Source organism: Arthrobacter sp. PGP41, assembly GCF_002953935.1.
In the GTDB taxonomy this organism is placed as follows: domain Bacteria; phylum Actinomycetota; class Actinomycetes; order Actinomycetales; family Micrococcaceae; genus Arthrobacter.
Genome location: NZ_CP026514.1, coordinates 2,465,547 through 2,484,533 on the forward strand (window position 1 = coordinate 2,465,547; position 18,987 = coordinate 2,484,533).

The window sequence follows — 18,987 nt, forward strand, 5'->3', positions numbered from 1 at the left end:
TGCCGGCCGTGAAGGCGGGCACCCGGTGAGCGCTGGATAACTGGACAAGGTGGGCAGTGGCTGCAGTAATTCTTGGCTGGAACCCCGGTGAACGGAACCGCTGGGACTACCGCGCCGCCGTCGAGCACGTGGCCCGGTCAGGCTGGTTCCTGCAGCGCTGGAGCGTAGGCCGCGCATGGGATATCGGGCCGGGCACTGAAACCTGGCTCCTGGTACAGGGCAGGACTGACGCGGGAACCGGGCTCATCGGACACGGGGTTGTGATGTCCGAACCATACGCGGCCGTGCCGCCGGGGGAACGTGAAGACGCCGCCTGGCACGTCAGCGTTGCTTTCGACGCCCTGCTCCCCCTCGGCGAGCAGATACGGCCCGGGGCCATCAGCCACGCCCTCCCCGGGATGGATTGGCGAGACCTCACCCTTCGTTCAGGCATGGGCCTGCCGCCTGGGGCGGAGCCGGGCCTTCGTCGGCTGTGGCGGGAGCAGGGACCGACGGCGGTTGTCCCCGCGCAGGTGGTTTCCGGAACCTACCCGCCGGACGCAGTCACCAGCATCGACGTGAACCGCTATGAGCGGGACTCCGAGGCACGCCGGATCTGCCTGGCTTTCCACGGAACGTCCTGCGCGGCCTGCGGCTTTTCATTCGAGGCCTCGTACGGCGACGCCGGCACAGGCTACATCGACGTCCACCACGTAGTGCCGCCGGCACTGCTCGGTGACGGGTACCAGCTGGATCCCATTGTCGACCTTGTTCCGTTGTGCCCAAACTGCCACGCCCTGGCGCACCACGGCGTCAAAGAGCCACGCACAGTTTCGGAGCTCCGGAACATCATCGCTGCTGCCGGCCATCTCCGCGGCGACATTGTCAGCAATAAGGCCCTCGACGCTGAGCTCGACGCCCGGCGCATCCTCGAAGGGCCGCCAGGCTAACGGAGCGGTCTGCCTGGCTGGCATCGGGACATTTTCGCCTTCGCGGGTGCAGCGGTCCGAGCAGGCATATCCACTTCCTCCTCCTCCGGCGCTTCTCCCAACCCCAGCTCCGCGAGAACCCAGGGGTTGCCGAAAGTATTCGCGACGCAGCTGATCAGCGCTTCTCAGCCTCCGGGGCCTGATCAGCCGCGGCGAGGACACGTTCCAGCGACGGTGGCTCCCGGGTGCAGGCCGCCAACAGGATTGAGGACTCCAGCGCGGCGACTTCGTGCGCGCACTGTGTGCCGGAGAGATGCGGGCCCTCACCTTGCCCGAACGACGACGCTACGCATCCTGCTGGCGGAACGCCACTGCGCCCCAAGCCCGCCCCACGCCAATTCCCGGCCTGAAGAAAGAAAATGGCGGAAAGCCACGCTGCCGCCCTTGACGGCTGCAAAACGTTTTGCATATAGTGATGCAAGCAACATACAAAACGTTTTGCAAAGGAACGGTCGATGGCGACGAAGGTAAACATCCGGGACGTAGCGAAAGCTGCAGGCGTGTCCGTGACCACTGTGTCCCACGCCCTGAGCGAAGCGCACAGCTCCCGGGTGAATGCCCAAACTGTCGAGCACATCAAAGCCGTCGCCGGCGACCTCGGCTACGCACCGAACCGTTTGGCGAGCGGACTGCGGAACCAGCGCTCCCAGATCCTGGGCCTTGTCAGCGACGAGATCACCACCACCCCCTTCGCCGGCGCCATGATCCAGGGCGCACAGGACGCCGCCTCAGAGCACGGACACCTGCTGATGGTGGTCAACTCCGGCCTGGACAATGAACTGGAGCGCCAGGAGATCCGGGCACTGCAGCAGCACCAGGTTGACGGAATCATCTTCGCCCGGATGTTCAACCAGCTGGTGTCCGTACCCGATGAACTCAGCGCGGTTCCCACCATCGTGCTGGACGCCACCACGGACAACCCCGGGCTGTCCTCGGTAGTGCCGGACGAATTCGGGGCCGGCGAGTCCGCTGCCGAACTCCTGGTGGCGGCAGGCCACCGCAGGATTGCCATGATCAACAATGAGGACGACATTCCTGCCGCCCACGAACGGCTCGCGGGTTTTCGTTCAGCCCTGGCCCGCCATGGACTGAAGCTGCCGGCGGACCGCCTGGTGGCTGGGCATCCGAGCACTGCCGGCGGGCGTGCGGCTGCACTGGATCTGCTGTCCGGAACGGAACGGCCCACCGCGTTGTTCTGTTTCAACGACCAGATGGCCATGGGCGCCTACCAGGCAGCCGGCTATCTTGGCCTGGACATCCCGGCGGACCTCTCGATTGTGGGGGTGGACAACCTGGAACTGATTGCCGACGCCCTCTGGCCGGGGCTATCCACCATGGCCCTCCCCCACTATGAAATGGGCCGGTGGGTGGTCCATAAGCTGCTCAACGAACTTGAGAACCCCGGCGCACCCCGGGTGCATGAAAAGATCGCCTGCCCGCTGGTCGAGCGGGACTCCGTGGCCCCGCCCAGGAACTGACCTGCAGAGCCCCCGGGCCAGGTGCTGTTATCCGCTTTCCCTAATTCCCCCAAAAAAGATCGGGAACGCAGCCGTTGCAGCGGCCGCGTTCCCAGCAGGACCCCGTCACACCCCTCCACCCTGTCTAAGCAGAAAGACTGATCATGAACAAGAAGCTCACCAAGGTCCTGGCGACCAGCATAGCCGCCGTCGCCCTCACCGCCACCCTCGCCGGCTGCGGCAAGGGCAGCGCGTCCTCCTCCAGCGAAGGTTCCGGGGAGATTGCCCTTTGGACCCACAACGCCGGTAACCCGGACGAGCTGGCTGCGGTCCAGAAGATCGTGGACTCCTACAACGGCAGCCAGGACAAAGTGAAGATCAAGGTCCAGGCCTTCCCGCAGGACTCCTACAACGACTCTGTCGTTTCCGCCGCCGCCGCGGGGAACCTCCCCTGCATCGTGGACATCGACGGCCCCAACGTGCCGAACTGGGCGTGGGCCGGATACCTGAAGCCCCTGGAACTGGATGCCGACCTTTCCAAGCAGCTCCCCAGCACAGTGGCTGAATGGGACGGAAAGCCCTACGCGGTGGGCTACTACGACGTCGCGCTGGCCATGATGGCACGCACCTCAGACCTGGAGGCCGCCGGGGTGCGGGCTGCCACCATCGAGCAGCCCTGGACCAAAGAGGAGTTCCAGGACGCCCTGACAAAGCTCAAGGCCCTCGGCAAGTGGGAGCACCCGCTGGACCTGGGCACCGCCGGCACCGGCGAATGGCTTCCGTACGCCTACTCCCCCTTCCTGCAGTCCTTCGGCGGAGACCTGGTCAACCGCGACGGCTTCCAGAGCGCCGAGGGCGAGCTCAACGGGGACAAGGCTGTGGCGTGGGCCGAGTGGTTCCGCGGCCTGGCCGACCAGGGATTCATGGCCAAGAAGAGCGGCAAGGATTCCACCCAGGACTTCCTAAACAACAAGAGCGCCATCGTCTACACCGGTTCATGGGCTGCGGACAAGGCCAAGGCCGCGCTCGGTGACGACCTGGTGGTTATGCCCCCTGTTGACCTGGGTGAAGGCCCCAAGATCGGCGGCGCCTCCTGGCAGTGGGGCGTCACCAGCGGCTGCAGCAATTCCGAGGCCGCTATGGACTACCTCTCCTACTCCCTGAAGCCGGAGAACATCGCCGCCGTCGCCAAAGCCACCGGAGCCATCCCCGCCAGCAATGAGGCGGCAGCCCTGATCCCGGCCTTCGCCGAGGGCGGCGCCAACCGGATCTTCATGGACTTCTCGCGTGAATACGCCGTCATGCGCCCCGAGACACCCGCCTACCCGTTCATCGCCACTGAATACGGCAAGGCCGTCCAGGACATCCTGAACGGTGCAGACCCGAAGTCCACCCTGGACAGCGCCGTGAAGGCGATAGACGCCAACATCAAGTCCAACGGCGGCTACAAGAAATAGCCGGAGCACGCCGGAGGGATGCGCCGCAGCGCGCCGCATCCCTCCGGCCGCCCGACCTACGGAGACCCCTCATGGCAACTTCACACCTTCCCACCCGCCCACGTCCGGCCACCCTCGCAACTGCCGTGCCGCCGTCGAACGCTAAACCCGCCGCGCACCGCCGGCCCGGCTTCCGCCGGGACCAGCTCAGCGGCTGGGGCATGATCGCCCCCGCGGCGGTGCTCCTGCTGGCCTTCATCTTCATTCCGGCCATCCTGGGCTTCGGCCTGGCCTTCACCAACGCCCGGCTCATCTCGCCGCGGCCGGTGGAATTCGTGGGCGTGGACAACTTCGCCCGGCTCTTCACCGACCCCACGTTCTACCGCGCCCTGCTCAACGTCGCCTACTTCACCGTGGTCATCGTTCCGGTGCAGTCCGGCCTTGCCCTGGTCATGGCGCTGCTGATCAACAAGAAATTCCGCGGAGTGAACTTCTTCCGCACCGTGTACTTCCTGCCTGTGGTCACCTCCATGGTGGTGGTCTCGCTGCTGTGGCTGTTTATGTACCGCAAGGACGGCCTGATCAACGAGATCCTCGCCGCCGTCAGCTTCGGCCTGATCGACGGGCCGGACTGGCTGGGCGATCCCAACACCGCAATGCCGGCCATCATCATCCTGTCCATCTGGCAGGCCGCCGGCTTCCACATGATCATCTGGCTGGCCGGACTGCAGGGCATCTCCGGCGAGCTCTACGAGGCGGCGCAGCTGGACGGCACCAGCCGGTGGCAGCAGTTCCGCTACGTCACCTGGCCCGGCCTCTTCCACACCCGGAGCCTGGTGCTCGTGACCATCACCATCCAGGCCCTTGGCCTCTTCGACCAGATCAGCGTAATGACCCAGGGCGGGCCCATGGATTCCACCACAACCATCATTTACGAGGCTGTCCAGTCCGGCTACCGGCAGCAGGAAACCTCCTACGCCTCCGCCATCTCGCTGGTGTTCTTCGTCCTCGTCCTGATCGTCTCCGTGGTGCAGCGCCACCTCACGCGGGAGAAAGACTGACATGAAAAACCAACTGCTCCTCAGAAGCGCCGGCACCATGCTGGTGCGCATCCTCTTCGCGGTCGTCGCTGCGTTCCCCATCGTCTTCATGCTGGTGTCCTCGCTGAAGCCGGACCAGCAGATCTTCGGCGACATGTCCTCGCTGGCCGCGTTCCTGCCCATCGGCAACATCTCCTTCGACAACTACGCAGCCGTGTTCGACCGCGTCCCGGCAGCCCGCTTCCTGCTCAACTCGGTGGGCGTCTCCGCCGTCACCGTTGTCCTGGGCATCTTCGTCAACAGCCTCTGCGCCTTCGCACTGTCCCGGATGCAGGTCCGCGGCAAGAAGATCGTGTTCACCGCCATCCTGGCCACGCTGATCGTGCCCTTCCAGACCCTCGCCCTGCCGCTGGTGTGGTGGGTCAACCAGCTCCCCTACTTTGAACTGAACGGCTTCAGCCTTGAATTCTCCAAGGGCTGGCTGGACACCTACCAGGTGCAGATCATCCCGTTCATCGCCAACGCCTTCTCCATCTACCTGTTCCACCAGTACTTCGAGTCCATCCCCAAGGAACTGGACGAGGCCGCCCGCATTGACGGTGCCGGCTGGTTCAAGATCTACCGCCAGGTGGTCATGCCGCTGTCCGGCCCGGCGACCGCAACGGTGGCGATCCTGACCTTCCTGCCGGCCTGGAACTCCTACCTCTGGCCGTTGATGGTGGTCCAGTCGGAGGAGCTGCGCCCTGTGATGATCGGCATCCAGTACTTCTTCCAGCTGAACGTTTCGTGGGGCGAGGTGATGGCATACGCTTCCCTGATCACCGTTCCGGTGGTGGTGCTTTTCATCGCCTTCCAGCGTTCGTTCGTCAACAGCATCGCCTCCAGCGGCGTAAAGGGCTAACCATGAATTCATTGACGACGGCGGCGGGCGCCACGTTGGCTGCCACCGACCAGTACCGGCCCGCGTTCCACTACACCGCCGAACGGAACTGGTTGAACGATCCGAACGGGCTGGTGTACCTCAACGGCACCTACCACCTCTTCTACCAGCACAACCCGTTCGGCCCGGACTGGGGCAACATGTCCTGGGGGCACGCCACCTCCCGGGACCTGCTGCACTGGGACGAGCAGCCGGTGGCCATTCCGTGCGACGAGCGCGAGGCCATCTTCTCCGGCTCGGCGGTGTTCGATCAGTACAACACCAGTGGCCTGGGCACACAGGCCAATCCCCCGCTGGTCGCCATCTACACCAGTGCCTACAGCGAGGCCTCCCCACTGGCGGGCCGGCAGGCGCAGTCCCTCGCCTACAGCCTCGACGAAGGCCGGACCTGGACCAAGTACCACGGCAATCCCGTGCTGGACCGCGCGTCCGCTGACTTCCGCGATCCAAAGGTTTTTTGGTACGACGGCGGCGCCGGCAGTTACTGGGTGATGGTCGCCGTTGAGGCGGTGGAGCGCCAGGTGGTGCTGTACAAGTCCGCCGACCTCAAGGCGTGGGAACACCTGAGCACCTTTGGACCTGCCAACGCAACCGGCGGCGTATGGGAGTGCCCGGACCTGTTCGAGTTGCCCGTGGACGGGAATCCGGAGGACAGCCGATGGGTCCTCATTGTGAACATCAACCCGGGCGGGATTGCCGGCGGCTCCGCGGGACAGTACTTCCTGGGAGAGTTCGACGGCGTGGCGTTCCATTCCGGGACGACCGTTACCGAGGGCCTCCAGCCGGACAGCAGCCGGATGCGCGAGTACGGCTGGCTGGACTGGGGGCGGGACTACTACGCCGCCGTCTCGTTCAGCAACGTCCCGGGCGGGCGCCGGATCATGATGGGCTGGATGAACAACTGGGACTATGCCGCGTCCACCCCCACCGGCGGCTGGCGCAGCGCCATGTCCCTGCCGCGGGAGGTGTCGCTGACCCGGGTGGACGGGAAGGTGGTACTTCGGCAGGAGGCCATTGATCCTTTTCCGGAGCTGGAAACAGGGCACGTCCGGCTGGGGCCGCAGCCCTTGGCTTCCGGCGTTCTGGACGTCCCGGCCGCCGATTCCGTGGCGCGGATCGACGTTGAGTTGGAACCGGGCGCCGCGGCGGGCGTGGGACTGGCGCTGCGGGCCGGGTCCGGTGAGCGGACGGTCATCCGCTACGACACGGCGGACGGAACGCTGCGGCTGGACCGGCGCGAATCGGGGCAGGTTGCCTTCCACGAAACGTTCCCTTCGATTGAAGCCGTGGCCGTGCGCCTGCAGGAAGGCCGGCTCCGACTGCGGATCTACCTGGACCGCTGCTCCGTGGAGGTCTTCGCCCAGGACGGGCTCGCCACCGTCACGGACCTGGTGTTCCCCGCGGAGGCGGCCACGGCTCTGTCTGTATTCGCGGAAGGTGAGGGCGCGCGCCTCGTGGCGCTGGCCGTCGTCGGCCGTTGAACCTTCCGGGAGTACGGTCTTAGTTCATGTCTGCGTAACGTCCCCGCCACCTGCTCGCTGTTGTTGGTTTCCCCTGGATCCCGAGACTTGGTGTGCCCTTTTACGGGCACACCACCCCAACTTGGAGATTGACAGATGAACTATGCAAAGCTGCTGACCGCGGCGGCCATATGCACAGGCCTGGCGCTGGGAACATCCCTGCCGGCGCAGGCCGCCGACACCAATCCGAACGGCGCCGACAACCACTTCGACCTCCAGGCGCACCGCGGCGGCCTGGGACTGACGGTGGAGTCCACCCTCCCCGCATTCGCCAAGGCGCTCGAGACGGGCGTGACCACCCTTGAACTTGACCTCCAGATCACCAAGGACGGCCGCGAAGTCGTCACGCATGACCGGAAGATCAGCAACAAGAAGTGCGCCGACACGGCTCCCGTCACGCCGGGGGATCCCCAGTTCCCGTACGTTGGCAAATACATCAAAGACCTCACCTTCGAGCAGGTCCGGAGCCTCGATTGCGGCAGCCTGACCCTGTCCCAGTACCCGGGCCAGCAGTCCGCCCCCGGCGAGAAGATGCCTACCCTTGCCGAAGTTTTTGCTCTGGTGGATTCCTACCGGGCAAGCCAGGTCAAGTTCAACATCGAGACCAAGGTGGAAGCCGGCGCGCCGGAACAGACTGCTCCCCGGGAACAGTTCGTGAACGTGGCACTCAAGGAAATCAAGGCCGCCAACATGCAGCCCCGCGTGTCCATCCAAAGCTTCGACTGGGGTGCACTCCGGCTCGTCCAGGAACTGGACCCGCAGATCCGCACCGTTGCCCTGACCAACAAGGACTTCCTGCAGGCCGGCAAGCCCGGCAGCTCACCCTGGCTGGGCGGCATCGACGCCGACGACTTCGGCGGCGACCTGGTGGCGGCAGCATCCCACCTGGGCTTCGACGCTATTTCCCCGGTGCACGGAGCTCCCCAGAACGGGACGGTGGAGGACGCCGGGTACACCCCCTATGTCACCACTGACATGGTCGACCGTGCCCACGAAGCAGGCATGCAGGTGATCCCCTGGACCGTCAATGACAAGCCCACCATGCGCGCGCTCATCGCCAACGGGGTGGACGGCATCATCACCGACTATCCGGACCGCCTTCGCGACGTCATGGCCGAAAACTCCATGAAGCTTCCGAAGAAATTTTCGCTGGAACCCGGAGCTGCCCAGCTGTAAGGCCGGTACCGGCACCATGCGGGCCCTGCACGGTTTTCCGTGCAGGGCCCGCTTCTTGGCAAAAATATGAATCACAACGCTCACTTCGCGCCTGCCGGGGTTATCCTCAAAGTGCGTCTCCGGTTGCGGGGGCATTCGGGCGGGGGCGAGGCGCAATCGCGGTTTAACTACCGCGGGTCGGTTTCATATTTGTATTCACACCGGGGAAACCCGGCGGAAGCCAAAGGAAACATGCATGGGCCGCCGACGCGCAGCAACTGACCCGATTTATCCACGCTGGATCTGGACTGCCGCAGCGGCAGCCGTGGCACTCCTGATCGTGGGCGCCGCATTCGTGCTGCGGGCGGTGATTTTTCCCGCCGATTCAGGGGAGGACGGCGCTTCAGCGGGGAACGGCGGCACGCCTCCAGTAAGTGCATCCCTGGCGCAGGACAGTCCTGCCGCTGCCGCCGGGAGCGCTCCCTGCATTCCCGTCAATATCCTCACTTCGCTGGAAAACGCGGACATGATCCGTGCCCTGGCCGGCGAGTACACGGCGAAACACCGGAGCGTGGACGGCAAATGCGTGGCTCCTGCAGTGATGCAGGAAAAATCGGGCGTCGCGGCCGGCAAGGTTACTGCACAATTCCCCGGCGTGCCGGCAGGTGACAGGCCCGCCATCTGGCTGCCGGACTCCTCCGCGTGGTTAAGAATCGCACGGCAAGGTGCCGGTGGAAGCCTTGTTCCTCAGGAAGGAACCAGCCTTGCCCGGAGCGCCATTGTGGTGGCTATGCCGGAGACCATGACCACCGTGCTCGGCTGGGACAGCAAACCGCCGTCGTGGTCTGAGGTCCTTCGGCTGGCCGGGGAGCAGGACGTCTGGGAGCGCCTGGGCCATGGGGACTGGGGGAAGTTCAAGTTCGGCAAGGCCAGCCCGCTCGTGTCGACGTCGGGCTTGATGGCCCTGGCAGCTTCATACGGTGCCGCCGGCGGCAGCGTGGGAGGTTTGGAGGGCATGGATCTAAAGGCACCGTCTCTGGTGGAGAAGGTGCGCGACGTGGAACTCGGCACCAGCCACTACATGGCCACTCCCGAGCATTTCCTGTGGCACGCCAGGCAGGCTGATGACGCGGGGAAGGTCTCGGAGTTCCTTTCCGCCGTGATCGTGGATGAAAAGTCAGTCTGGGACTACAACCGGGGAGTCGTCAGCGAGGACGGCAAAACAAAGCAATCCGGTCCCGCGCCCAAGGAACCCCTCCGCGCCATCTATCCGGACGACGGCGTGCACGTAGCGGACAACCCCGCGGTGATCCTTAACGGTGATTGGGTGGGGAGCCAGCAGCGCATGGCGGCCGAGGACTTCCTCGCGTTCGCAGTAACGGAACAGGGCCAACAGGTTGTGAAGGCGTCCGGGTACCGCAGCATCCAGGGGAAGCTGGACCCCGGGGTGGCCGCGACCGGACGGTACGCCGAGACGCTCCAGCCGCTGCCGCTTCCCAAGGGCGAGGTGCTTACCGGCATTAAGGACAGCTTCGCCGATGTCCGGAAGCGGGCCAGGGCCCTGTTCCTGCTGGACGTCTCGGAGTCCATGGTGCAGGAAACCGGAGTGACCAAGCTGCAACGGGCCAAGGACGCCGTGCTCAAGGCGCTGGACCATTTCGTGGGGGAAGATGAGATTGGGCTGGCTGCCTTCTCCCAAGTGGGTGACGGTCCCCTGACACCGGGCATCGTAAGCCCTGTAGCTCCGTATGAGACCAACAAGGATGACATCAGGGCCAAGCTCGCTGAACTTAAGGCCGTAGACGCTACGCCTCTTTTTGAAGCAGTGAGCCGCTTCGCGGGCGAACAGGCGAAGGAATACAAGGACAGCTTCATCAACACCATCGTGCTTTTGAGCGACGGAAAAAACGACACCACGCATCCGGGAGACCTGACGAGTCTCTCCGAACAGTTGAGCCATCAGAACCACTCCACGCCGGTACTGGTTTTTACCCTCGCTTACGGTCCCGACGCCGACGTCCCCACCCTCCGGGAAATCGCCAAGGCCAGCGGGGCCCACTACTATGACGCCACCGATCCAAACAGGCTCGAAGAGGTGCTCAGCGAACTGGTGACCAGTTTCTAGGCACCACGTCGCCGACGGCGAAGTGACGGCCCGGGACGGAGCGCCCACACGGTAACCGCGGATGCTGGGCTAACCGCACCACCTGTTTCGTCAGACCTCGTATGCAGGCGCGCCAATGGGGACGATCCGGTTGGGCTCGCGGCCGAATCCCTCAACCACGAGGCGGTCATCGAACGCCTGGACAGTGGCGTAGGAATTCACCATCGTGTCGAGCATGCCCTTGAAAGTGATGAAGTGGGTTCCGCCGGCGAAGCCGTAGTTGCCTGCGTGGTTGTGGCCATTGAACCAGGCGACAACATTGTCGTAGGAGGTCACCAGGTCCACCAGTGTGGTGTCGTTGTAGGCATTGTGCTGGTCAAGGGGGAAGACAGGGTGGTGCGCGTTGAGCACAACCTTTTCGCCGTTGCGGCGCGCCAACTCAAGGGTCTGCTCGATCCAGGCGAGCTGCTCCGGACCAACACCGCCGTTCCAGGCCTGGCCGTTCGGCTTGCCCGCTGCCTGCAGTTCGGCCCGCATCTTTTCGGCCAGTACGTAGTTGACGGAACCTTCGGGGTTGCCGTAGGTGCTGACGTCGTTTGTGTCCACGATGATGAATCGCCAGCCGTTGCGGCGGAACTGGTGGTACGACGCCGGCATGTTCATGGTGCGCAGCACGTCCTCGCGGGGCATCTGGAAGTCATGGTTGCCAAGAACGTGGTATTTCGACATTCTCAGCTGCTCCCAGATCGGCATCACGGCATCAAAGCTCTCCGGGAACTCATCAATGAAGTCGCCGAGGTGCAGCGCGAACCGGAGGTCCTCCCCGTTGAGGGTGGCCACCGCCTCCTGCAGCTTGCTTATGGACTGCCGGTAGAGCCGGACGCCGCGGTCAGGCTTGTCAGCGTACTGGCAGTCGGCGATGACACCGAATCGCAGCAGCGGCTCGGCGCCGCGGGTAGTCGCGGCTGCTGCTGGTGCCCCGGCGACCGCGAAAGCGGCGGCCGCACTCATGCCCAGGAAGCTGCGGCGGCTCTGGCCATGGCTGGTGTGGGATGCGGGGAACTGGATCGGCATCGTGAGCTCCTGGGTGATAGGGAAAGGAACAGCACGAGCCAAACAGCGCCAGGTGACACCGCGGCAACGCAGCAGGGGCTACACCGTAAACTTCGGCCAAAGTCCCGAGGGACAACAAAAGTGGTGCCGCGGCAGTTCGGTGGGCCGCGATGCTGTGTCTTGACCAATTGAAAGGTGCCCGACGGCGGCAGCGAGTGCCCATCCACCCAGCGACTCCACCCGCACCGTCATGGTGCGGGCTATTGCCTGCCTTGACCCCGACGGGCACACCTACAACCTTCCGGAGAGCCGATGCCAGCACCGGACCAAATCTTCATGGATCTGGTGGACACTGCCATCGAGCGGGTAGATAGGCTGGGTGGATGGCGACAGTTATTCTCGTGCGGCACGGCCGCACCACAGCCAATGCCACCGGACTGCTGGCCGGGCGGGCCGCCGGGGTCAGCCTGGACCATATTGGGCGCGAGCGAGCGGCCTTGACCGGAGAACGGCTCGCGGCAGTCCCCTTAGTTGGGGTTGTATCGAGCCCTCTCGAGCGTTGCCAGCAAACTGCCCAGTTCATCCTCGACCGCCAGGCCGGCAATCCGTACGCGCCGGTGGAACCCGATCTCACCGAGTGCGATTATGGCCAGTGGCAGGGCCGCTCGCTCAGTGATCTCGCAACCGAAGACCTGTGGTCCGCGGTGCAATCGCAGCCGTCCGCCGTCGTCTTTCCCGGCGGTGAATCCATGGCCGGGATGCAGGCTCGGGCGGTAGCAGCAATTCGGCGCCACGATGCAGCCTTCGAAGCCGAGTACGGACCGGGAGCCGTATGGGTGGCGGTGAGCCACGGTGACATCATCAAATCGATTGTTGCCGACGCGCTTGGCATGCACCTCGACCTGTTCCAGCGCATTAACGTGGCGCCTGCCTCGGTATCGATCGTGCGCTACAGCGCCATACGGCCAAGCGTCTACGCGACCAACACGGATGCCGGGGATCTGTCCTGGTTGTCGAACGGCATCCAGTCCGTTGACGCGACGGTGGGCGGCGGTGCAGGGCAAGGGGCGCCATGAAGCGCCTGTGCCTAGAATGTTCATATGCCAACACGTGTTCATGAGTTCGACTGGCCTGATCGGGTCGTCGTTGGCACCATTGGCCTTCCGGGGGCACGGACGTTCTACCTGCAGGTGCGGGCAGGGACTCAGCTCGTAAGTATCGCCATGGAAAAGCAGCAGTCGGCCCTGCTCGCGGAGAAGATCGACGAAATCCTCGACCAGCTTCTCAACGTCGAGGGCAACCCCCACAGCGTTCCCACCAGTACTCCCATTGAGCTGGTTGACAATGACCAGCTCGAGGCCGTTCAGGAGCAGTTCCGGACGGGCGCCATGAGTTTGGGGTGGGACCCGACGACGGCGCAGGTCGTGATAGAGGCCTACCCGCGCACCGATGTCAGCGCTGATGACGACGACGAATCGCTTGATGAGGATGACGCCGATGTGCCCGAAATGCTACTGGTGCGCATGCCCGTTGGCGCCGCCCGCGCATTCGCTAAGCGCACCCGGGAGGTTGTGGGCGCCGGGCGTCCCGTGTGCCCGCTCTGCGGTTACCCCGTAGACGCCGACGGGCACGTCTGCACCCTGCCCGAGGCCTGATGCCGGCGCCTGACCTGGTGACGGCCGAGCTGACGCTCACCGGGCGCATTACGACGGCGTCGAATGCCACCTTCGTGGGCAGCATCGGCGACACGACGGTTGTCTACAAGCCGATAGCCGGAGAGAAACCGCTGTGGGATTTTCCCGACGGCGTCCTTGCCCACCGGGAGGTTGCCGCCTACCTGGTCTCGGAGGTCCTCGGCTGGAACGTGGTGCCTCGCACCTGGCTGCGCGATGGTCCGCTCGGCGAAGGGATGGTGCAGCTGTGGCAGGAGACAGACCCTGGCCAGAACGCCGTGGACCTCATTGCGTCGGACGACGTACCGGAGGTCGGTTGGAAACACGTCCTCGAGGGTCAGGATGAGAACGGACGGATGGTCGCCCTCATACATGAGGACACTCCGGCGCTCAGACGCATGGCGGTGTTCGACGTCGTCGTAAACAATGCCGACCGCAAAGGCGACCACATCCTGGCCATGCCGAACGGACACCGGCACGGCGTGGACCACGGGCTCACCTTTCACCGTGACCACAAGCTGCGCACGGTGCTGTGGGGTTGGCTGGGGGACGCACTGACTGTCGAGGAACTTGAGGGCATCGACCGTGTCAGCGAAAGACTGGACGGTGAGCTGGGCCGGAACCTGGCGGACCTGCTCAGCGCAGAAGAAGTCGCCTCGCTCGCCGTGCGCTGCGCCCGGTTGCGCTCGGCGGGTCGGTTCCCGGCTCCGAGCGGTGAGATGTCGGCGGTGCCCTGGCCGCTGTTCTGAGGGAAGCATGGTTACGGGCTTCGCAAAACTGGTGCACAAAAAATGTCACACCCCCCTTCAATAATGGGCACATGGCAAACCAAGCGGTGGAAGAGGCTTTTGGGGCGATCGACGCCGCAATCGCCATGCTTCGCGCCGAGGTGGCTGGGTCCGGATGCGGGTTAACCTCGGACACCGACCCGCTGGCCGCCGTCGCTGATGAGTGTTTGGACATCCTTGCGGGGATAGCACGCGCTGAGGCTCGGATCGCTGCATTGAAGGCGGAGGCAGCCGCTACGTATGCGGATTCGGCCCGGTCGGCGGCGCCTCCTTATGTGCCGGCCATTGCCCAGGAAATGGCAATAACGGCCGAGGTGGGCTGCGTACTGGCTATCGGAGATAGGGCCGCAGGCATGCTACTGGAGCAATCCCATGCCTTGTCTACGTCTCTCCCACTCACCCTGTCAGCCCTCCAGGCGGGAACCGTTTCGTGGCAACACGCCAAGGTAATGGTGGACGAAACCGCCACCCTCGACCGCGAAGCAGCGCGGGCACTTGAAGCTCACTTCCTCGACGCTGACGCGGCCAATCCTGCCCGCGGTTGTCCGGCCGGCGAGATGCCCGCCTTTAGGTTCCGGCGGAAGGCCAGGACCTGGCGGGAACGCCATCACCCGGACAGCATTGAAAGACGCCATGCTAAAGGAGTGCAAGACAGGTACCTGGAATACACCCCGGAGCAGGACGGCATGGCACGGGTGTCCGCCTACCTGCCCGCGGACCAGGCGGCTGCGATCTGGAACCGCATCACGGCCATCGCCCGCGGCCTGCAGGGTCCTCACGAGGCCCGGACGCTCACCCAGTTACGGGCAGACGTGTTCGCGGCCGCAGCCCTGCGCAGCAACAACGGCTGCGCCCGCTGCAGCAACGGCATCAGCGGCGAGACCGGGGCCGGGCTGGATGCAGGGGCCAGCGGTCTTGCCGATGTGCCTACGCCCCGGGCCGAAATCCTGGTTACCGTTCCTGTCTTCTCCCTGCTCGGTATGACTGAAGAGTCGGCGATGCTCGACGGGTTCGGACCTATCCCTGCCTCCATGGCACGGGAGCTGGTGGCCAACGGGGCGGACTCGTTCCACCGGGTGCTCGTGGACCCACGGGACGGGGCACCCCTGGAAATCGGCCGCACCAGTTACCGGCTCACGAAGGCCATGCGGAACTGGCTACGGATGCGTGACGGCAAATGCCCGTTCCCAGGGTGCAGCAACCATTCCCTGGACAACGAGGCAGACCACCTCCTGGCCTGGCACCACGGCGGCACCACCGGAATCAGCAACCTGGGCCAGCCGTGCCCCAAGCATCACCGGCTCAAACACACCAGCGGCTGGAAACCGGCGCCGGCAACAAAGAACGAGCCGCCCGGCTGGATCTCACCATCAGGACGGAAATACAAAAGCGAACACCAGGACTGGGAACCACCCCACTGGCCGCGTTCCCTCGCGCCGGAAGCCGGAGAATTGCAACGACAACTGCCGTACCCGCCAATGCCCACCGCCCTGGGCGGGACCGTGGACTACCTAAAGGTACCGCCATCTGCCGCAGAACAGTTCCTGCGCGCCTACCTCGATGCCAGATAACTCCCGGACAAAGCCCAAGGGACCCCGCACAAAGCGTGCGGAGCCCCTCGGTGTGTTGCTCAAAGGAACGCGTGCTGGCCCACATCTCCGCGCCTCTGGGCTACCTTCATGGCCACCCGAACCGCTTTAACCCGGATGTAGTTAAACGTCCTCACGACTTCTCCCGGCGACACGTCTCTCTTCTCCAGGGACCACGTGACCAGGCGGTCGTACTCCTCGCGCTCCTCTACGTCCTCAGGTAGGGAACTCTCGGCCAGAGAAGCCATATACGCATCGGCAAGGCTGTGGCAGTGCTCGCCCGTATTGCGGTTTCTTATAAAGCCAGCCTCCATGGCAGCGGCCAGTTCTGCGCTGTAGGCGTCTGATTTCATTCCTCAGGCGCCTTCTCCGGCGCATCAGCCGTGTCTCGCTTCCGGGACTTGAACAAACCAGCAACCCTTCCGCTCGCTGCGCCGGTGGCACCGGCCAGGGCACCGCCGAGGCCCTTTACCGCGGTGAGGGCCTGCGGCTGATCTGGGATACCGTCGCCGTCAACGTCCACAGCGCGGAACGGGCGGGACACCGCAGCGGCGGCGCTTGCTACCCCTGAGCCCACGGCGGTGGCACCGGTTGCAACTCCTTCTCCAACCGTGCTTGCCGTCCCGGAAATCCACGTCCCCGTGGACTTCGCAGCATCCTCCAGAGCGGCGAGTGCACGGTTCTGCTCCACCTCCCCGTCATCGGCATCAGCCTTCGACTTCTCCTGAAGAGCCAGATGTGCCGGGAACTCCTCCGGAGCCTCAGGGAATGCAGCCCGGGCCGCTTCCACCACATCGCGGCCGAAAACGAACCGGCTGACTCCTCCCGTCAGCGCGCCAACCCCGTATTCGATCGCGGACTGCTGCTTTCCGCTCAGGGTTTCCCGCACGGAATCCAGCTGGCCCGTCTGCATGGTCCTGACGAGACTTTGCGCGGCTCCGCTCGGCAGCGTGTCTGCCAGCGTCGTTGCCCAGTGCGACCAGTCACCGCTGGCGGCGGCGAATTTGTGACCAACGCCCACCACTCCATCGGGAGACGTTTCCGCGACGTCCTTGGCCATGGTCGCGATTTGCTGCTGGCTAACGGAGTCATTGGTGAGCCCGTAAACCAGAGCATGAGCCTGGTCTTGGTCGAGGTTCATCCCATGTACGTCGGCGAGGGCTAGCCCAAAAACTGCCGTAATCTCGAATTGAAGCTGCTGGTCACCGGCAGGGAGAAACGCGGCCACCCGCTGGGCCCCGTTTTTCGCAGCACCCATGGCCATGTTCTTCGCGGCTACCTTGGCCGCCTCCTTCGCCGTTACCTGAACAGTCTTCTTCGCGGCCTGCTTGCCGGCGGTCTTGAGACCGGCGGCCGCGACTCCGCCACCCGGAATCAAGGAAATTCCCACCTCAGCGGCGATGGACCCAGCAGCGATAGCAGCCCCTGCAGCGGTGATCGATGTGCTGTAGTGGCGCTCCAACAACTTGATAACTTCCGCTGGCGTCGCCTCCGGACGCCGGCGCCGAATCCTCATGACGTACTTGCGGGCGATCGAGTGACGGGCACTGACCGCCTTCGCGATGTCTGCGTTGGCCTCACCATCATCGAGCTGCGTCTCCAGTGTCACGTCTTCAATCTCGGCCATTGTGCTGTCCCCTCCTACCCACAGGCTGGGCCTGGGGCACTTCTTCTGCTGTTCGATCTGCCGCGCAGACCGAAGGAAAGCTCCCCCGCCGCGACGTCATCAGTGTTCCGCATGATGCGGTGGGACTCCGTGCGCCACGCTGCACAGACTGCGCGCGGCACACGGCCCTCGGTTTTCTACCTCGGCTTCTACGGAATCTGGATCCGCGCCGCCTCCTGCAGCAGCGGATCCGAGATCATCACAGTGGCGGCGCCGGGAGCGATATCAAACGCGATGAAGCCGCGTGACTTGTCCCCCGGCAGTACCTCTCCGGAACCAAGCTGGTTGTCGGCAAACATACTGAGGTCGGCCTTGCGCCCGTTGGCATCCTTCGCGGAGAAGTACAGCGGGTTGGACGAGGTCGCGCCCTTCTCGGTCTCCCAGAGGACGTCCAGGAGCAGGTAGGTGCCGTTCTTCGGCGGCGTGGCAAACGCCGTCGTGCTGACGGTGTCAGTCCTCACCGCGGAGACAATCGTGATCCGGGCAACGTTGCCGTTGCGCATCTCCACTGTGAAAGGCGTCCCCACCGTCGGTGCGGCAGGCGCCGCGGGTGCGGCAGGTGCCGCAGGAGCGGCAGGTGCCGCAGGTGCAGGAACCGCCGCGGCCGACGCCGGTGCTGCCGCCGGCTGGGCGGCCTCGGCGGAAGCAGCCGGAACACTGCCATCGCCGGCAGTGCCCGCTCCCCCGCCGGAGCAGGAGCCAAGCATGATGCCAAGGAGCAGCACGCCGGCGGGGATGACGAAGCGCTTCTTCTTGAAGAACGGCCGCGGCGCAGGCGCCTGGGCGGCGGGCGGAAAAGGGGCAAAGTTAGGGTGGGTCATGGTGGTGCCTTTCGGTGATGCGGTGGATGCTCCGGAAAACGGCTACTGCTTTTCCCATTTGCCGCAGCGGGTGGATTTGAAATCCTGGCCGGCGGAGAGTGCCACGGAGGGCCGTCCGCCGCCGGGGAGGTCGTTGTCGATGATGTTGCTGCCGTTGCTGCCGGTGGCATAGATGCCCCAGTAGCAGGAGGAGCCGACGTCGGCGGCCGTCCGGTAGGTGCCTGGCTCGATGTCGGTGCCCACGGTCCAGGTGCCGTCACCGATGGTGTTGGCCGCCTTGGTCTTCTCCGCCCCGGTGACGGCCTCTTCGCGGACCTTCACCGCCGCTTCAGCGGACTTGACCGCGGCATCGGCTTTTCCAACCTCGGCCTCCCGCGCCGCAACCTTGGACTCGCGGGACGCCATACCCCTTTCGAGGGTGTCGAACTTGCCTTTCAGCGTGGCGTAGCTGGACAGCGCGGCGTCGCGCTCAATCTCCACCGTCGACTTCTCGTCTGCGAGGGACGCATACGCCTCGCTTGTTTTCGGATCCGGCAGGACAGTTCCGAACGCGATTCCGCCGGCAAAAAGTACGATGGCGGCACTCGCCAGGAGAATGGGCTTCTTCCGGCTTCGTTTGGTCACGTGGGCGGGCTGACCGGACTCGGTTTCAACTACGGTCTCGCTCTCCGGCATGTCTGCCGGGCCGATGTCGCTGTTCAACATCTTCTCTTCCTCTGTTCGTGGATAACCGCTGAACGGCGGCGGGATACCGATCCCCCAATGCACGGTTTCCCG

At 64.7% G+C, this 18,987-nt stretch carries 17 protein-coding genes; 12 read left to right on the forward strand and 5 right to left on the reverse strand.

Annotated features, from left to right (window positions below):
* Positions 1-56 precede the first annotated feature (56 nt).
* The 8 genes from C3B78_RS11225 (at position 57) to C3B78_RS11260 (ending at position 10,641) form a co-directional block, all read left to right on the forward strand.
* Positions 57-929: an HNH endonuclease gene (locus C3B78_RS11225; protein ID WP_104998149.1), complete on the forward strand. Its 873-nt coding sequence runs from the start codon at positions 57-59 to the stop codon at positions 927-929.
* A gap of 494 nt (positions 930-1,423) precedes the next feature.
* Positions 1,424-2,446 carry a LacI family DNA-binding transcriptional regulator gene (locus tag C3B78_RS11230; RefSeq protein WP_104998150.1) on the forward strand — a complete coding sequence of 341 codons (1,023 nt, stop codon included), beginning with the start codon at positions 1,424-1,426 and terminating at the stop codon, positions 2,444-2,446.
* Positions 2,447-2,589: 143 nt separating this feature from the next.
* On the forward strand, positions 2,590-3,882 hold the full coding sequence (locus tag C3B78_RS11235) for an ABC transporter substrate-binding protein (RefSeq protein WP_104998151.1): 1,293 nt from the start codon (positions 2,590-2,592) through the stop codon (positions 3,880-3,882).
* A 71-nt stretch (positions 3,883-3,953) separates the two neighbouring features.
* Positions 3,954-4,922 (forward strand): carbohydrate ABC transporter permease, encoded by a 969-nt coding sequence (locus C3B78_RS11240; protein ID WP_104998152.1) that lies wholly within the window; start codon positions 3,954-3,956, stop codon positions 4,920-4,922.
* A 1-nt stretch (position 4,923) separates the two neighbouring features.
* Complete coding sequence (locus tag C3B78_RS11245; protein WP_104998153.1) at positions 4,924-5,802, forward strand: carbohydrate ABC transporter permease; 879 nt, start codon at positions 4,924-4,926, stop codon at positions 5,800-5,802.
* Positions 5,803-5,804: 2 nt separating this feature from the next.
* Positions 5,805-7,322, forward strand: coding sequence for a glycoside hydrolase family 32 protein (locus tag C3B78_RS11250; RefSeq protein ID WP_104998154.1), 1,518 nt, complete (start codon positions 5,805-5,807; stop codon positions 7,320-7,322).
* Between the two features lie 135 nt (positions 7,323-7,457).
* Positions 7,458-8,537: a glycerophosphodiester phosphodiesterase gene (locus tag C3B78_RS11255; protein WP_104998155.1), complete on the forward strand. Its 1,080-nt coding sequence runs from the start codon at positions 7,458-7,460 to the stop codon at positions 8,535-8,537.
* A gap of 235 nt (positions 8,538-8,772) precedes the next feature.
* Entirely contained in the window at positions 8,773-10,641 is a 1,869-nt protein-coding gene (locus C3B78_RS11260; RefSeq protein ID WP_104998156.1) for a vWA domain-containing protein, read from the forward strand.
* Between the two features lie 90 nt (positions 10,642-10,731).
* On the opposite strand, the gene C3B78_RS11265 is transcribed toward C3B78_RS11260, so the two are convergent.
* Positions 10,732-11,694: a metallophosphoesterase gene (locus tag C3B78_RS11265; protein ID WP_104998157.1), complete on the reverse strand. Its 963-nt coding sequence runs from the start codon at positions 11,692-11,694 to the stop codon at positions 10,732-10,734.
* Positions 11,695-12,056: 362 nt separating this feature from the next.
* Between C3B78_RS11265 and C3B78_RS11270 the strand changes: the two genes are divergently transcribed.
* The 4 genes from C3B78_RS11270 to C3B78_RS11285 all read left to right on the forward strand — a co-directional run bounded on the left by C3B78_RS11270 (position 12,057) and on the right by C3B78_RS11285 (position 15,705).
* Positions 12,057-12,749, forward strand: coding sequence for a histidine phosphatase family protein (locus C3B78_RS11270; protein ID WP_104998158.1), 693 nt, complete (start codon positions 12,057-12,059; stop codon positions 12,747-12,749).
* Positions 12,750-12,773: 24 nt separating this feature from the next.
* Positions 12,774-13,328 (forward strand): DUF3090 domain-containing protein, encoded by a 555-nt coding sequence (locus tag C3B78_RS11275; protein ID WP_104998159.1) that lies wholly within the window; start codon positions 12,774-12,776, stop codon positions 13,326-13,328.
* Positions 13,328-14,095 (forward strand): SCO1664 family protein, encoded by a 768-nt coding sequence (locus C3B78_RS11280; RefSeq protein WP_104998160.1) that lies wholly within the window; start codon positions 13,328-13,330, stop codon positions 14,093-14,095. The genes C3B78_RS11275 and C3B78_RS11280 overlap by 1 nt, the downstream gene beginning before the upstream one ends.
* A gap of 71 nt (positions 14,096-14,166) precedes the next feature.
* On the forward strand, positions 14,167-15,705 hold the full coding sequence (locus C3B78_RS11285; RefSeq protein WP_104998161.1) for an HNH endonuclease signature motif containing protein: 1,539 nt from the start codon (positions 14,167-14,169) through the stop codon (positions 15,703-15,705).
* Between the two features lie 59 nt (positions 15,706-15,764).
* Here C3B78_RS11285 and C3B78_RS11290 read toward each other — a convergent pair whose 3' ends face one another.
* From C3B78_RS11290 to C3B78_RS11305, 4 genes are all read right to left on the reverse strand, one after another.
* Positions 15,765-16,076 carry a hypothetical protein gene (locus C3B78_RS11290; protein ID WP_104998162.1) on the reverse strand — a complete coding sequence of 104 codons (312 nt, stop codon included), beginning with the start codon at positions 16,074-16,076 and terminating at the stop codon, positions 15,765-15,767.
* On the reverse strand, positions 16,073-17,350 hold the full coding sequence (locus tag C3B78_RS11295) for a hypothetical protein (protein WP_104998163.1): 1,278 nt from the start codon (positions 17,348-17,350) through the stop codon (positions 16,073-16,075). The genes C3B78_RS11290 and C3B78_RS11295 overlap by 4 nt, the downstream gene beginning before the upstream one ends.
* Positions 17,351-17,538: 188 nt before the next feature.
* The gene (locus C3B78_RS11300) at positions 17,539-18,210 is read right to left on the reverse strand and encodes a DUF4352 domain-containing protein (protein ID WP_104998164.1); all 672 of its coding nucleotides are present in this window, start codon (positions 18,208-18,210) and stop codon (positions 17,539-17,541) included.
* 42 nt (positions 18,211-18,252) lie between these two features.
* Positions 18,253-18,915 carry a hypothetical protein gene (locus tag C3B78_RS11305; protein ID WP_104998165.1) on the reverse strand — a complete coding sequence of 221 codons (663 nt, stop codon included), beginning with the start codon at positions 18,913-18,915 and terminating at the stop codon, positions 18,253-18,255.
* Positions 18,916-18,987 lie beyond the last annotated feature (72 nt).

Excerpts from the sequence above, each read along its gene's own strand:
- C3B78_RS11230 (WP_104998150.1), top strand. The coding sequence starts at position 1,424 with ATGGCGACGAAGGTAAACATCCGGGACGTAGCGAAAGCTGCAGGCGTG.
- C3B78_RS11235 (WP_104998151.1), top strand. The coding sequence starts at position 2,590 with ATGAACAAGAAGCTCACCAAGGTCCTGGCGACCAGCATAGCCGCCGTC.
- C3B78_RS11240 (WP_104998152.1), top strand. The coding sequence starts at position 3,954 with ATGGCAACTTCACACCTTCCCACCCGCCCACGTCCGGCCACCCTCGCA.
- C3B78_RS11245 (WP_104998153.1), top strand. The coding sequence starts at position 4,924 with ATGAAAAACCAACTGCTCCTCAGAAGCGCCGGCACCATGCTGGTGCGC.
- C3B78_RS11250 (WP_104998154.1), top strand. The coding sequence starts at position 5,805 with ATGAATTCATTGACGACGGCGGCGGGCGCCACGTTGGCTGCCACCGAC.
- C3B78_RS11255 (WP_104998155.1), top strand. The coding sequence starts at position 7,458 with ATGAACTATGCAAAGCTGCTGACCGCGGCGGCCATATGCACAGGCCTG.
- C3B78_RS11260 (WP_104998156.1), top strand. The coding sequence starts at position 8,773 with ATGGGCCGCCGACGCGCAGCAACTGACCCGATTTATCCACGCTGGATC.
- C3B78_RS11265 (WP_104998157.1), bottom strand. The coding sequence starts at position 11,694 with ATGCCGATCCAGTTCCCCGCATCCCACACCAGCCATGGCCAGAGCCGC.
- C3B78_RS11270 (WP_104998158.1), top strand. The coding sequence starts at position 12,057 with ATGGCGACAGTTATTCTCGTGCGGCACGGCCGCACCACAGCCAATGCC.
- C3B78_RS11275 (WP_104998159.1), top strand. The coding sequence starts at position 12,774 with ATGCCAACACGTGTTCATGAGTTCGACTGGCCTGATCGGGTCGTCGTT.
- C3B78_RS11280 (WP_104998160.1), top strand. The coding sequence starts at position 13,328 with ATGCCGGCGCCTGACCTGGTGACGGCCGAGCTGACGCTCACCGGGCGC.
- C3B78_RS11285 (WP_104998161.1), top strand. The coding sequence starts at position 14,167 with ATGGCAAACCAAGCGGTGGAAGAGGCTTTTGGGGCGATCGACGCCGCA.
- C3B78_RS11290 (WP_104998162.1), bottom strand. The coding sequence starts at position 16,076 with ATGAAATCAGACGCCTACAGCGCAGAACTGGCCGCTGCCATGGAGGCT.
- C3B78_RS11295 (WP_104998163.1), bottom strand. The coding sequence starts at position 17,350 with ATGGCCGAGATTGAAGACGTGACACTGGAGACGCAGCTCGATGATGGT.
- C3B78_RS11300 (WP_104998164.1), bottom strand. The coding sequence starts at position 18,210 with ATGACCCACCCTAACTTTGCCCCTTTTCCGCCCGCCGCCCAGGCGCCT.
- C3B78_RS11305 (WP_104998165.1), bottom strand. The coding sequence starts at position 18,915 with ATGTTGAACAGCGACATCGGCCCGGCAGACATGCCGGAGAGCGAGACC.